Source organism: Streptomyces sp. NBC_01296, assembly GCF_035984415.1.
Classification (GTDB): domain Bacteria; phylum Actinomycetota; class Actinomycetes; order Streptomycetales; family Streptomycetaceae; genus Streptomyces.
This window is the reverse complement of sequence record NZ_CP130720.1, coordinates 7,366,079-7,378,943: the sequence shown is the minus strand read 5'-3', so window position 1 is coordinate 7,378,943 and position 12,865 is coordinate 7,366,079. Positions and strand designations below refer to the sequence as shown.

Sequence of the window (12,865 nt, the reverse complement as noted above, 5' to 3'; positions counted from 1 at the left end):
ACGGGCCCGGAACAGGCCCGGCCCCGGGCCCGGGACCCGTTAAGCCTGCTCGCTCTCCGGCCCCTGCGCCCGGTTCCGCGCCTGCCTGCCGTCCAGGGCGTGCAGCGCCTTGCGGGCCATCGGATACGTCCGCACCAGGTCGGGCAGCGTCGTCGCACCCCGGGTGATCCGGGCGAAGGCCCGCCATGCCGGGCGGAAGCCGGTGATCGCCGCGTGCATCAGGCCCGGACGGGCCTCGAAGGCCGTCAGCATCCGCTTGCCGACGCTCATCTCCACGCCCAGTCCGGCCTTGACCGCGAACGCGTAGTTGAGGGCCTGGCGGCGCGCGTCCACCGCATCCTGCGCCTCGGAGATCTTCACGGCCCACTCCCCGGCCAGCCGACCCGAGCGCAGCGCGAAGGAGATGCCCTCCCGGGTCCACGGCTCCAGCAGCCCCGCCGCGTCCCCCGCGACCAGCACCCGGCCGCGCGAAAGCGGCGAATCGGGCGTGCGGCAGCGGGTCAGGTGCCCGGAGGAGACGGCGGGTTCGAAGCCGGCGAGTCCGAGCCGGGCGATGAAGTCCTCGAGGTACCGCTTGGTCGCGGCGCCGTCGCCCTTCGCCGAGATGACCCCGACGGTGAGGGTGTCGCCCTTGGGGAAGACCCAGCCGTAACTGCCGGGCAGCGGGCCCCAGTCGAGGAGCACCCGCCCCTTCCAGTCCTCGGCGACCGTCTCCGGGACCGGGATCTCCGCCTCGAGGCCGAGGTCCACCTGGTCCATCTCGACCCCGACGTGCGCGCCGATCCGGCTCGCACTGCCGTCGGCGCCGACCACCGCGCGCGCCAGGACGGTCTCCCCGTCGGCGAGCACCACGGCGACCGTGCGCCGGTCGGGCACTGCCGCCCCGTGCTGCTCGACCCGCGCGACGGCCGTACCCGTACGGACGGTGGCGCCGGCCTTCTCGGCCTCGGCGACCAGCGCGGCGTCGAACTCGGGCCGGTTGATCAGCCCGAACAGCATCTGCCGCGAACGGCGGGTCCGGGTCAGCTTCCCGTTCAGCGAGAAGGTGACCGCGTGGATGCGGTCCTTGATGGGCAGGACGAAACCGGGCGGGAGGGCATCGCGGGAAGGGCCGATGATCCCGCCGCCGCAGGTCTTGTACCGGGGCAGCTCGGCCTTCTCCAGCAGCAGTACGCGCCGCCCGGCCGTCGCCGCCGCGAACGCGGCCGAGGCGCCGGCCGGTCCGGCCCCGACCACGACCACGTCCCACACCTCACCGGTTCCCCCGGCCATCCCGTCCCCCGCCCCCTGAGCGGCCTGTCCTGCTGCTGAGTCGGGTCCCCCGACGGTGCTGTCGTCGCTGCTCACGATGTGCTGCTGCTCCTGATCATGCGGTTGCTCCGATGCAGGGAAATCCTACGGCGCGAGTCCGCCCCGTTCTGCTGTGCGAGGATCGGGACTGTCTTTCGACGTACCCCGCATACGCCCACGACGCGGATGCGGACGGCGTACACGTACACAACGTCGCACCCAAGAGGAGCGTGCCCATGTCCCAGAATCCGATCGCCGAGACCATCGCCTCGCTGATGCCCCGCGCCAAGCAGGAGCTGACCGAGCTGGTGGCCTTCCAGTCGGTGGCGGACTGGGCCCAGTTCCCCCAGAGCGAGAGCGAGGGCGCGGCCAACTGGGTGGCCGACGCGCTGCGCGCCGAGGGCTTCCAGGACGTGTCCCTCCTCGACACCCCCGACGGCACCCAGTCGGTGTACGGCTTCCTGCCCGGCCCGGAGGGTGCACCGACCGTTCTCCTGTACGCGCACTACGACGTGCAGCCGCCGCTGGACGACTCCGCGTGGGTCTCCCCCGCCTTCGAGCTGACCGAGCGCGACGGCCGCTGGTACGGGCGCGGCGCCGCGGACTGCAAGGGCGGGTTCATCATGCACCTGCTGGCGCTGCGCGCGCTGAAGGCCAACGGCGGTGTGCCGGTGAGCGTGAAGGTGATCGTCGAGGGCTCGGAGGAGCAGGGCACCGGGGGTCTCCAGCAGTACGCCGAGGCGCACCCGGAGCTGCTGACCGCCGACACGGTCGTCATCGGCGACGCGGGCAACTTCCGGCTCGGCCTGCCGACGGTGACGGCCACGCTGCGCGGTATGACCCTGATCAAGGTGAAGATCGACACCCTCGGCGGCAACCTGCACTCCGGCATGTTCGGCGGCGTCGCCCCCGACGCGCTGGCCGCGCTGATCCGGCTGCTGGACTCGCTGCGCGCCGCGGACGGTTCGACCACGGTGGACGGCCTGGCCTCGGACGCGGTCTGGGAGGGCCTGCAGTACCCGGAGGCGGACTTCCGCGCCGACGCGAAGGTGCTGGACGGGGTCGAGCTGATCGGCGAGGGCACGATCGCGGACCGGCTGTGGGCCCGTCCGGCCGTCACCGTGCTCGGCATCGACTGCCCGCCGGTGGTCGGCGCCACCCCCTCGGTGCACGCGAGTGCCGGCGCGCTGATCAGCCTGCGCGTGCCGCCGGGCGTGGACACGGCCGAGGCCATCAAGCTGCTGGAGGCGCACCTGGTGGCGCACACCCCGTGGCAGGCGCGCCTCGAACTCGAGGTCGTGGGCCAGGGCCAGCCGTTCCAGGCGGACACGAGCAGCCCGGCGTACGCGTCGATGGCGGCGGCCATGCAGGTGGCGTACCCGGGCCAGGAGATGCAGGTCGCGGGCATGGGCGGATCGATTCCGCTGTGCAACACGCTGACCACGCTCTACCCGGAGGCGGAGATGCTGCTGATCGGGCTGAGCGAGCCGGAGGCCCAGATCCACGCGGTGAACGAGAGCGTCTCCCCGCAGGAGCTGGAGCGCCTGTCGGTCGCGGAGGCGCTGTTCCTCGTCAACTACGCGGAGTCCAAGCGCGGCTGACCTGCGCCACGGGCGAACTCCGCTCCCGGCGAAAGGCCTGCCGGGGGCGGAGTCTGCGCACGTACGTTCGGAGTATGGATCTTGTAGAAGTGCTTCCGCAGCGGCTCCACATGCTCCGCTTCCCGATCGGCCAGGCGTACCTGTGGCGCGACGGCGAAGCCCTGACCCTGATCGACTCCGGCCACGCCGGATCGGCGGCGGCGATCGAGGAGGCCGTCCGCTCCCTCGGGCTGGGCCCGGAGCGGCTGGAGCGGATCGTCCTGACGCACTGCCACCGCGACCACATCGGCGCCGCGGACGAACTCGCCGCCCGCTGGGGCGCGGAGGTGGTGGCGCACCGGCTGGAGGCCCCGGTGATCCGGGGCGAGCTCCCGGCGCCGGAGCCGGTCCTGCTGGACTGGGAGATCCCGCTGTACGAGCACGGCCTGACGGTCCCCGAGGCGCCGCCGACGCGGGTCGACCGCGAGGTCGAGGACGGCGAGGTGCTCCCGTTCGGCGACGGCGCGGTGGTGGTCCACGCCCCGGGCCACACGCCGGGCAGCATCGGCATCCACCTGCCGTGCCACGGCGTGCTGTTCGCGGGCGACTGCATCGCGGGGGTGGGCCGGGTGATGCTGGGCGTCTTCAACGTGGACCGTGACGAGGCCCAGGCCTCCTTCCGCCGTCTCGCGGCGCTGTCCCCGTCGGTGGCCTGCTTCGGCCACGGCGACCCGCTGACCGAGGACACGGCGGCCGCCCTCCTCACGGCAACGGAGTCGGACCCGGTCTTTCCGTAGTGGCTGCCCGGTGGGGCCCGGGAGCCGAGCTCCCGGGCACCGTCGGGGTCACGGCGTGGGGCGGCCCGCCTCCAGGTACAGGGGGCGGCCCCGCTCCCGGGCCCGCAGGGCCCAGCGCAGCCGCTCGTAGCGCACCGGGGGCAGCAGTCCCGCCGCCTCCTCTTCCGTCACGAACCGCCAGGCCCGCAGCTCCGGGCCCGGCAGCCGGAGCCCGGCCGCGGCGGCGGGCGACAGGCGGCCCCCGTCGAACAGCAGCCGCAGCCCTCCGTACGCCGGAGGCATCGGCGGCTCCCAGTCCACGACCAGCAGCCCCGGTACGGCGTCCAGCGTCAGGCCGAGCTCCTCCGCGACCTCCCGCACCCCCGCACACCCCGGCGCCTCGCCCGCCTCCACGACCCCTCCCGGGAACTCCCAACCCGGCTTGTACGTCGGGTCGACCAGCAGCACCCGGTCCTCGTCGTCGAAGAGCAGCACCCCCGCCGCCACCGTCTCCCGCGTCGGCTCCGGCGTCTGCACGATGTCGCAGACCCGGGCCGCGTCCGTGCGTACGGCTTCGGCGATCCGCTCCGCCGTCTCCCGTACGCTCAGGTGCCCGTTGTCGATGACGTGCGCGTCCGCCGCGAGCCAGCCGCCCAGCGCCTGCTGGTACGCGGGGATGTGGTCGTACGCCCACTGCCTGACCCGCACGTCCACGTCCGCCGGGGCACCCGGCTCCTCCCGCGTCGCGATCCGCTCGCGCAGGATCGTTTCCTCCGGGGCGAGCAGCACATGCCGCACCGGTATCCGGCGCGCCGCGAGCCCGCCGAAGATCTCGTCCCGGTACTCCTGCCGCAGCAGCGTCATCGGCACGACCAGCACCCCGCCCAGCTCCGCGAGCATCGCCGCGGCCGTGTCCACCACCAGGCGCCGCCAGCTCGGCAGGTCCTGGTAGTCGCAGACCTCCGCGAGGCGCTTGCGCGGCAGCAGTTGGCGGAGTGCGTCCCCGACGAGCTCCGGGTCGTACAGGGTGCTGTCCGGCAGGATCCCGGTCAGTTCGCGGGCCGTGCTGGTCTTCCCGGCGCTGAATGTGCCGTTGATCCAGACAATCACGTCTACCCCTCTCCCCATGGCTCGTCCGGAGCCCCCAGTGGCTTGCCCGCATCACCCTGCCATGGAAACCCGCTCATCGGCCCAGTGCTTATCCTCAAGGTCAGAGCCGTACCCCGCCGCTTCCGGAGGATTCCGTCCCGTGCCGCAGACCCGCCGCCCGTCCGACCCCCGCTACGGCAACCGGCCGACCATGAAGGACGTGGCGGCCCGCGCGGGCGTGGGCCTGAAGACGGTGTCGCGGGTGGTCAACGGCGAGGCGGGGGTCACCCCGGACACGGTGCGGCGGGTCCAGGAGGCCATCGAGGCACTCGGGTTCCGCCGCAACGACAGCGCGCGCGTGCTGCGCAAGGGCCGTACGGCCACCGTGGGACTGGTCCTGGAGGACCTCGCGGACCCGTTCTACGGGCCGCTGAACCGGGCCGTCGAGGAGGTGGCCCGGGCCCACGGGGCGCTGCTCATCAACGGGTCGAGCGCGGAGGACCCGGACCGGGAGCGGGAGTTGGCGCTGGCGCTGTGCGCGCGCCGGGTGGACGGGCTGATCGTGATCCCGGCCGGGGACGACCACCGCTACCTGGAGCCGGAGATCCGGGCGGGTGTGGCGACGGTGTTCGTGGACCGCCCGGCGGGCCGGATCGACGCGGACGTGGTGCTGTCGGACAGCTTCGGCGGCGCCCGCGAGGGGGTGGCGCACCTGATCGGCGGCGGCCACCGCCGGATCGGCTTCATCGGGGACCAGCCGCACATCCACACGGCGACGGAGCGCCTGCGGGGCTACCGCGCGGCGATGGCGGACGCGGGCCTGCCGGTGGCGGAGTCCTGGGTCTGCCTCGGCTCGACGACCCCGGACCGCGTCGGGGAGGCGGCCCGGGCGATGCTGGCGGCCCCCGACCCCGTCACCGCGGTCTTCGCGGGGAACAACCGGGTGACGGTGACAGTGGTGCGGGTCCTGGCCGAACACCGGCCGCCGGTGGCCCTGGTCGGCTTCGACGACTTCGAGCTGGCCGACCTGCTGCGCCCCGGGGTGACGGTGGTCGCCCAGGACGCGGCGGCCCTGGGCCGGGTGGCCACCGACCGCCTGTTCCAACGCCTCGCCGGCGCCGCGCTCCCCCCGGCCCGCATCGAACTCCCGACCCGCCTGATCCCACGCGGCTCGGGCGAACTCCCGCCGGCCTGAACCGGCCAGGCGCTACTGGGTCAGGACTCCGAGGCCCTGTTCGATGCCGACGAGTGCCGCCTGCCCGGCGAGTGCGGGCGCGGCCTGGAGCAGGCCTGCCCTGATCCGGTGCCAGGCACCGGCCCGGCGCGCCGGCTCCTGGTCGGCGTCCTGCACCAACGCCACGTCTGCGTCGAAGGCGGCTCCGCCGAGCCCGTGCTCGGCCGCAAGGGCCCGGATCTGCTCGGCGAGCAGAGCCCTCCCGCCGGCCGGGCCGCCCACGTGCTGGGTGACGGTCACGCCCTGTGCGGCGGCGCCTCCGTACACGTTCATGGTGAAGGCGGGCGCTGCCGGGGGTCGCTGGTCGTTCATGTACTGCCTCACAGTCGTGTTGGAGATCGACATCGCGCAGTCCTCGCCGCGCGAAGTGAGCATCAGGGCCGGCCCGTCCGGGTCGTCCGTCCACAGCTGGGCCAGCCGGTGGCCGTGGAGGTAGCGGGCGGCCCGCCAGACGATGCCCTCGCGCAGCGGGAGCCCCAGGAAGCGGGTGCGGGCCAGGAAGGGGAGCAGCCGGACCACGGCGTCGGGGGCCTCGGCGGCCTGCCGGACCAGTTCGTCCAGGACGTGGGTGAACTGCGCGTCCACGCGCCCCCGGGCACGGGTGACCTGGTCGGCCTCGGCCAGTCCCGCCGGGGTCGGGCCGACGAGCGCCCCGCCGAAGACGTACTCCAGGGTCAGATGGCCGCGGCCGCGGAGCACGCGGGCTGCTGCCTCCGCCGGGGCGGCGCGCGGGTCCTCGTCGGCGATGAACTCCCCGAGGGGTACGGGGATCCCGGCTGCGGACCGGCGGCCGTACATCCAGATCAGCAGCTCCACGGCCAGATCGGCGACCGACCCCTCGGCGGCCCTGGCGGTGGTCACGGGTGGGCGACGGCGCCGGCCGCCGCGCAGAAATCGTCGATCCCTGCACGGACGCCGGGGTGCGCGCGGAGGACAGCGTGCTCGTTCTCCCTGGCCCGGCCCAGGAGTTCGAGCAACCGCAGGGTGTACTCGGTGCGCCAGGCGGCCGCGTGGCGCTCCGGGTCGAGATCGGAGGCGCTCTGGACGGGTCCTGCTGTTTCCAGCGCTGCCAGCCCGGCCAGAGCCTCGCCGAGGTCGGCGATCAGGCCCTCACGGCCGGATGCCTGCGTCGCGGGAGCCTGCGTCACGGCGGGCCGCACCTCGGGGCGCGGTGGCGACAGGACGGTGAGGCACCGGGCGAGTTCGGTGCCCAGCTCGGCGGCGCGTGCGCAGTGCTGCTCGGCCCAGGCCTGCTCGTCGGGCCGGTCGCGCAGGGCGCGGACGTAGGCCACCCGCTCCGCCTGCTTGAGCCGCCTGCCGCTGGCCTCGTCGAGGTCGGCGCGCAACTGGAGGTGGCGCCGTTCGGCGGCCTGCCGGGACTTCAGCCCGAGGGCGCCCGCGATCCGGGCCCAGGTGATCTTCTTGCGACGGGCGGCCCCGAGCAGCCGCGACTCGTCGGTCTGGAGCTTCTCGCGGAGCTCCCGGATGACGACCAGGGCGGCGAGCAGTTCCGTCTCGGTCACTCCGTCGACGGCGTCGTACTCGACGCAGCGCGCGATGCGGTCGTACTTCTCGGCGATCTCGATGAACTGACGGGTCGAGTCGTGGATGTTCGGCAGTTCCGCGAGTCGCCCGAGCCATTTGTCCTCGGGCTGGACCTGTCGTGTCGTCAGGAGCAGCCAGGCGCTCGGCCGGTCGTACTCGGCTGCAGGGCAACCTTCGGACGTCGTCTCCCGGACGACTAATTCTGTCGTCCGGGAGACGACATCCTGACGTTCGATCATGGGTGAATCTCCTGGAGCATGCGAGTACGGCGGGCGCGACAGGGGGAAACGCGGAATGCCGGGTACGCCGGGCACTCCACTCCCTCCGCCATGCTCCCGGACCGCGGTCGACCACAGGGCTCGCGCCGACTATTCGCCAGGGTTCGCCATGGCACGCTCCACGGTATGCACCACCACTTTCAGGACAGACCGCGCCAAAGAACCGCGGCCCCGCCCGGGGATGTCCGGGCGGGGCCGCGTGCGGGTGCGCAGGTATGGGGCCCCCGGCGATAGCAGGGGGAGCAGGATCCGAAAAAGACGAACTACGAGTGGGACTTCCCTCAGACGGTTGCCGTCAGGGTCGCCGAGCGGCGGGGGATGGCGAAGGCGTCCAGTTCGGCGCGGGTCAGGCCCGTCAGGGCGGTGACCTCGTCCGCGCCCACCGCGCCGCAGTCCAGGCCGCGGACCAGGTAGCCGGCCAGGGCCTTGGCCGTGGCGGGCTCGTCCATCACGTCGCCCTCGATCTTCGCGACGTACGCCTTCAGGCGCGCGGCAGCCGTCTCGAGGCCCTCGCGGTAGAAGGTGAAGACCGCCGCGTAGCGGGTCGGGAGGTGGCCCGGGTGCATGTCCCAGCCCTGGTAGTAGGCGCGGGCCAGGGCCCGGCGGGTGAGGCCGTAGTGCAGCTTCCAGGCCTCGTGGACGTGCTCGGTGGTGCCGATGGGCAGGACGTTCGTCGAGCCGTCGGAGACCCGTACGCCGGTGCCGGCGGCCGCGACCTGCATGATCGCCTTGGCGTGGTCGGCGGCCGGGTGGTCGCTCGACTGGTACGCGGCGGAGACCCCGACGCAGGCGCTGTAGTCGAAGGTGCCGTAGTGCAGGCCGGTGGCGCGGCCCTTGGAGGCCTCGATCATCCGGGCCACGGTCGCGGTGCCGTCGGAGGCGACGATCGACTGGCTGGTCTCGATCTGGATCTCGAAGCCGATCCGGCCCGGGCGCAGGCCGCGGGCGGCCTCGAAGGCCTCCAGCAGCTTGACGAAGGCGCTGACCTGCTCGGCGTACGTGACCTTGGGGAGGGTGAGGACCAGTCCGTCGGGGAGGCCGCCGTGCTCCAGCAGCCCGGACAGGAAGATGTCCGTGGTGCGGATGCCGCGGTCGCGGACGTTGGACTCCATGCACTTCATGCGGATGCCCATGTACGGGGCGTTCGTGCCGTTGGAGAAGGCTTCGGAGACGAGGCGGGCGGCGCGGGCGGCCGCTTGGTCCTCCTCCTCGTCGGAGCGGACGCCGAAGCCGTCCTCGAAGTCGACGCGGAGGTCCTCGATCGGCTCGCTCGCCAGCTTGGCGCGGACGCGGTCGTAGACGGGCACGGCCAGTTCGTCGCTGATGCCGAGCACCTTGGCGAAGGTCGCGGCGTCCGGAGCGTGCTCGTCGAGGGCCGCGAGGGCCTGGTCGCCCCAGGAGCGGATGGTGTCCGCGGCGAAGACGTCACCGGGGACGTAGACGGTGTGGATGGGCTGGCGGGTGCCGGGGTCGCCCGGGTAGTGGCGCGCGAGCTCCGCGTCCACCGGCGCGAGGGAGGCGCTGATGCCCTCGCTGACCGCGCCTGCGAGGCTCGTCGCCACCTTCTCCTGCTGACCCATCGTGCACTCTCCTCTTTTCCGCTTCACGGAAGCTTAGATCCGCATAGCAGAATTTAGTGTCGGGGTTCCGCCCAGTCAATGGTCCCTCCACCGACACAGGCAAACGACTCGGGGCCGTGCGGTGAGAAACACCACACGGCCCCGAGAAGGTCAGCCGAAACTCAGGCTACGAAGAGAAGCGCAGGTCAGCCCTTGCGCGCCTTGATCTCCTCGGTCAGCTGCGGGACGACCGCGAACAGGTCGCCGACCACGCCGTAGTCGACCAGGTCGAAGATCGGGGCCTCGGCGTCCTTGTTGATGGCCACGATGGTCTTCGAGGTCTGCATGCCGGCCCGGTGCTGGATCGCGCCCGAGATGCCGGAGGCGATGTACAGCTGCGGGGAGACCGACTTGCCGGTCTGGCCGACCTGGTTGGAGTGCGGGTACCAGCCGGCGTCGACCGCGGCGCGCGAGGCGCCGACCGCGGCACCGAGGGAGTCCGCGAGGTCCTCGATGATGTGGAAGTTCTCGGCACCGTTGACGCCGCGGCCGCCGGAGACCACGATCGCGGCCTCGGTCAGCTCGGGGCGGCCGGTCGACTCGCGCGGGGTGCGGGCGACGACCTTGGTGCCGGTGGCGAGGGCGCCGAAGGTGACGGCGAGAGCCTCGACGGCGCCGGCGGCCGGGGCGGCCTCGACCGGAGCCGAGTTCGGCTTGACGGTGATGACCGGGGTGCCCTTGGAGACACGGGACTTGGTGGTGAAGGACGCGGCGAACGCGGACTGCGTCGCGACCGGACCCTCGTCACCCGCCTCCAGGTCGACGGCGTCGGTGATGATGCCGGAGCCGATGCGGACGGCCAGGCGCGCGGCGATCTCCTTGCCCTCGGCGGAGGACGGGACGAGCACGGCGGCCGGGGAGACGGCGTCGTACGCGGCCTGCAGCGCGTCCACCTTCGGCACGACGAGGTAGTCGGCGAACTCGGGGGCGTCGGCGGTGAGGACCTTGACGGCACCGTGCTCGGCGAGCACGGCGGCGGTGTCGGCGGCACCGGCGCCGAGGGCGACGGCGACGGGCTCGCCGATGCGGCGGGCCAGCGTCAGCAGCTCGAGGGTGGGCTTGCGGACGGCGCCGTCCACGTGGTCGACGTAGACGAGAACTTCAGCCATGGGACTGCTCTCCTGCTATTGCGAAGTGTCTGGGGGCTATGAGGGAGTGGCCGAAGTTCTTAGATGAACTTCTGGCCGGCCAGGAACTCGGCCAGCTGCTTGCCGCCCTCGCCCTCGTCCTTGACGATCGTGCCGGCGGTGCGGGCCGGGCGCTGCGCCGCGGAGTCGACCGCGGTCCAGGAGCCCTCGAGACCGACCTCGTCGGCCTCGATCTCGAGCTCCTCGAGGTCCCAGGACTCCACCGGCTTCTTCTTGGCGGCCATGATGCCCTTGAAGGAGGGGTAGCGGGCCTCGCCCGACTGGTCCGTCACGGAGACGAGCGCCGGGAGGGAGGCCTCCAGCTGCTCGCTCGCGGAGTCGCCGTCGCGGCGGCCGGTCACGGTGCCGTCCTCGACCTTGACCTCGGAGAGAAGGGTGACCTGCGGGACGCCCAGACGCTCGGCCAGGATCGCCGGGAGCACGGCCATGGTGCCGTCGGTCGAGGCCATGCCCGTGATGACCAGGTCGTAGCCGGCCTTCTCGATCGCCTTGGCGAGCACCAGCGAGGTGCCCATGACGTCGGTGCCGTGCAGGTCGTCGTCCTCGACGTGGATGGCCTTGTCGGCGCCCATGGACAGCGCCTTGCGCAGCGCGTCCTTGGCGTCCTCGGGGCCCACCGTCAGGACGGTGATCTCGGCGTCGTCGGCCTCTTCGGCGATCTGCAGCGCCTGCTCGACGGCGTACTCGTCGAGCTCCGACAGCAGACCGTCGACGTCGTCGCGGTCGACCGTCAGGTCATCGGCGAAGTGCCGGTCGCCGGTGGCGTCGGGCACGTACTTCACACAGACAACGATCCTCAGGCTCACGCCGGCTCTCCTACCGCATCGTCTTTTTTCTGATACCGCCTTGTGCAGGCAGCATAGGCGCCTTGTCGGGCGGATCCCGGTCGGGGCGGCCCGCGCTCCGATGGGAATGTTACTCGTCAGTACACCGTGGGTCCCCCACGGTTGCAAGGCCGGTGAACTGTGATCTGTCCAACGCCGCCCAGACCCGCCCCAGCAGGGACGATTCAGTCGCGCAACGCGTTGAAGCGACCCTGGTGGTACAGCAGGGGGCGGCCCTCGCCGGCCGGGTCCCCGGCGACGGCCTCCGCGATGATCACCCGGTGCGCCCCGGCCGGCACCCGCGCCACGACGCGGCACACCAGCCACGCCAGTACGCCGTCCAGCAGCGGAACCTCGTGCGGACCCGGGGCCCAGCCCGTGGCCGGCCCGAACCGGTCGGCTCCGCTGCGGGCGAACAGCCCCGCCAGCTCCGTCTGGTGCTCGCCGAGTATGTGGACGCCGAGGTGCTCGGAGTCGCGTATCGCGGGCCAGCTGGAGGACCCGGTGGCGATCGTGAAGGACAGCAGCGGCGGATCGGCCGAGACGGAGTTGAGCGAGGTCGCGGTGAACCCGACCGGCCGGCCGCCGTCGGCGGCGGTGATCACGGCCACTCCCGCGGCATGCCGGCGGAAGACGGAGCGGAGCAGGTCGGGCGAGCCCGGCTGGGCGGTGCCGCATCGTGCGGACTGGGCCGTCGGGAGGGCCGGCGGGGCTGTCATCGAGGAGCTTCCTTCTGCCGCACGGGCGGCGGGCACGGGCGCGGTCGGATCGGGTCGGAGGCCGGGGTCGTTCAGTGGCTCCGACAACGCGCGCTCGCGTAGCGGACGAGGTCCACGTGGACCCGCCCGTAAAGCAGGAGTTCGTACCGCATGCGGCCAGCCTGGCGATCTCTCATGTACACAGTCAAGCCGCACAGGGCAGATGCGAGGCGCGTCACGCTGCGTGCGGGCGTGCGTACCGGCGCACCGGTCATACCGCGGCACCCAGCGCGGCGATCACATCCGCCTTGCGGGGCATCCCCACCGCGCGCCGCACGATCCGGCCCGCGGAGTCCAGGACGAGCACGGTCGGCGTCTTCTCGATGCCCAGGGCGCGCACCAGTTCGAGGCGGGCTTCGGCATCGATCTCGATGTGCACGACCCCCTCGACCAGCTCCGCCACCTCGGCGAGGATCCGCCGGGTGGCCCGGCAGGGCTGGCAGAACGCGCTGGAGAACTGCACCAGACTGGCCCGCTCCCCGGGCTCCGCACCCAGTTCCGCGGCTCCCAGACGCCCGACAACCGCCGTCACCGCGGACCTCATTCCTGCATCATTGAATGTGTTCGTACGGTGATCCGAGCGCCCCGGACACGCGCCGCATTCCCGGCGTGACGAGAATCTCCTCGGGCACAGACGTCTGGGCTGGCCAGCAGCGCGCGTATGGGGCACGATCCCAAGGGCCGCGTACCTACGCAGCCGTAACTTCCGGCCGGGAGTACCTCC

At 72.6% G+C, this 12,865-nt stretch carries 13 protein-coding genes; 3 read left to right on the top strand and 10 right to left on the bottom strand.

The genetic code is table 11. The annotated features are described in order from the left end of the window. Nucleotides 1-39: 39 nt before the first annotated feature. Complete coding sequence (locus tag OG299_RS33640) at nt 40-1,272, bottom strand: geranylgeranyl reductase family protein (RefSeq protein WP_327364643.1); 1,233 nt, start codon at nt 1,270-1,272, stop codon at nt 40-42. A 254-nt stretch (nt 1,273-1,526) separates the two neighbouring features. Between OG299_RS33640 and OG299_RS33635 the strand changes: the two genes are divergently transcribed. Further along, nucleotides 1,527-2,891 carry a dipeptidase gene (locus OG299_RS33635; RefSeq protein WP_266631783.1) on the top strand — a complete coding sequence of 455 codons (1,365 nt, stop codon included), beginning with the start codon at nt 1,527-1,529 and terminating at the stop codon, nt 2,889-2,891. A gap of 74 nt (nt 2,892-2,965) precedes the next feature. After that, nucleotides 2,966-3,667 (top strand): MBL fold metallo-hydrolase, encoded by a 702-nt coding sequence (locus OG299_RS33630; RefSeq protein ID WP_266631782.1) that lies wholly within the window; start codon nt 2,966-2,968, stop codon nt 3,665-3,667. A gap of 48 nt (nt 3,668-3,715) precedes the next feature. Here OG299_RS33630 and OG299_RS33625 read toward each other — a convergent pair whose 3' ends face one another. Beyond that, entirely contained in the window at nt 3,716-4,774 is a 1,059-nt protein-coding gene (locus OG299_RS33625) for an NUDIX hydrolase (protein WP_327363511.1), read from the bottom strand. Between the two features lie 121 nt (nt 4,775-4,895). Here OG299_RS33625 and OG299_RS33620 point away from each other — a divergent pair, with 121 nt between their 5' ends. After that, nucleotides 4,896-5,930: a LacI family DNA-binding transcriptional regulator gene (locus OG299_RS33620; RefSeq protein WP_327363510.1), complete on the top strand. Its 1,035-nt coding sequence runs from the start codon at nt 4,896-4,898 to the stop codon at nt 5,928-5,930. 12 nt (nt 5,931-5,942) lie between these two features. On the opposite strand, the gene OG299_RS33615 is transcribed toward OG299_RS33620, so the two are convergent. The 8 genes from OG299_RS33615 to OG299_RS33585 all read right to left on the bottom strand — a co-directional run bounded on the left by OG299_RS33615 (nt 5,943) and on the right by OG299_RS33585 (nt 12,685). Continuing rightward, on the bottom strand, nt 5,943-6,830 hold the full coding sequence (locus OG299_RS33615) for a hypothetical protein (protein ID WP_327363509.1): 888 nt from the start codon (nt 6,828-6,830) through the stop codon (nt 5,943-5,945). Then, nucleotides 6,827-7,753: a hypothetical protein gene (locus OG299_RS33610; RefSeq protein ID WP_327363508.1), complete on the bottom strand. Its 927-nt coding sequence runs from the start codon at nt 7,751-7,753 to the stop codon at nt 6,827-6,829. Before OG299_RS33610 ends, OG299_RS33615 begins: the two co-directional genes overlap by 4 nt. 320 nt (nt 7,754-8,073) lie before the next feature. Then, on the bottom strand, nt 8,074-9,372 hold the full coding sequence (locus tag OG299_RS33605) for a DUF6986 family protein (RefSeq protein ID WP_327363507.1): 1,299 nt from the start codon (nt 9,370-9,372) through the stop codon (nt 8,074-8,076). A 185-nt stretch (nt 9,373-9,557) separates the two neighbouring features. Then, complete coding sequence (locus tag OG299_RS33600; RefSeq protein ID WP_266631771.1) at nt 9,558-10,520, bottom strand: electron transfer flavoprotein subunit alpha/FixB family protein; 963 nt, start codon at nt 10,518-10,520, stop codon at nt 9,558-9,560. Nucleotides 10,521-10,579: 59 nt separating this feature from the next. After that, complete coding sequence (locus OG299_RS33595) at nt 10,580-11,365, bottom strand: electron transfer flavoprotein subunit beta/FixA family protein (protein ID WP_266631769.1); 786 nt, start codon at nt 11,363-11,365, stop codon at nt 10,580-10,582. 203 nt (nt 11,366-11,568) lie between these two features. After that, nucleotides 11,569-12,102, bottom strand: a complete 534-nt coding sequence (locus OG299_RS33590; RefSeq protein WP_266631767.1) for a flavin reductase family protein — start codon at nt 12,100-12,102, stop codon at nt 11,569-11,571. Nucleotides 12,103-12,173: 71 nt separating this feature from the next. Beyond that, the gene (locus OG299_RS42840; protein WP_353962368.1) at nt 12,174-12,254 is read right to left on the bottom strand and encodes a putative leader peptide; all 81 of its coding nucleotides are present in this window, start codon (nt 12,252-12,254) and stop codon (nt 12,174-12,176) included. A 98-nt stretch (nt 12,255-12,352) separates the two neighbouring features. Beyond that, the gene (locus OG299_RS33585; protein WP_405704245.1) at nt 12,353-12,685 is read right to left on the bottom strand and encodes a thioredoxin family protein; all 333 of its coding nucleotides are present in this window, start codon (nt 12,683-12,685) and stop codon (nt 12,353-12,355) included. Nucleotides 12,686-12,865 lie beyond the last annotated feature (180 nt).

What these genes read in the sequence shown, in the direction of transcription:
- OG299_RS33585 (WP_405704245.1), bottom strand. Translation starts at nt 12,685, where the DNA reads ATGAGGTCCGCGGTGACGGCGGTTGTCGGGCGTCTGGGAGCCGCGGAA.
- OG299_RS33590 (WP_266631767.1), bottom strand. Translation starts at nt 12,102, where the DNA reads ATGACAGCCCCGCCGGCCCTCCCGACGGCCCAGTCCGCACGATGCGGC.
- OG299_RS33635 (WP_266631783.1), top strand. Translation starts at nt 1,527, where the DNA reads ATGTCCCAGAATCCGATCGCCGAGACCATCGCCTCGCTGATGCCCCGC.
- OG299_RS33610 (WP_327363508.1), bottom strand. Translation starts at nt 7,753, where the DNA reads ATGATCGAACGTCAGGATGTCGTCTCCCGGACGACAGAATTAGTCGTC.
- OG299_RS33640 (WP_327364643.1), bottom strand. Translation starts at nt 1,272, where the DNA reads ATGGCCGGGGGAACCGGTGAGGTGTGGGACGTGGTCGTGGTCGGGGCC.
- OG299_RS42840 (WP_353962368.1), bottom strand. Translation starts at nt 12,254, where the DNA reads ATGCGGTACGAACTCCTGCTTTACGGGCGGGTCCACGTGGACCTCGTC.
- OG299_RS33605 (WP_327363507.1), bottom strand. Translation starts at nt 9,372, where the DNA reads ATGGGTCAGCAGGAGAAGGTGGCGACGAGCCTCGCAGGCGCGGTCAGC.
- OG299_RS33625 (WP_327363511.1), bottom strand. Translation starts at nt 4,774, where the DNA reads ATGGGGAGAGGGGTAGACGTGATTGTCTGGATCAACGGCACATTCAGC.
- OG299_RS33630 (WP_266631782.1), top strand. Translation starts at nt 2,966, where the DNA reads ATGGATCTTGTAGAAGTGCTTCCGCAGCGGCTCCACATGCTCCGCTTC.
- OG299_RS33600 (WP_266631771.1), bottom strand. Translation starts at nt 10,520, where the DNA reads ATGGCTGAAGTTCTCGTCTACGTCGACCACGTGGACGGCGCCGTCCGC.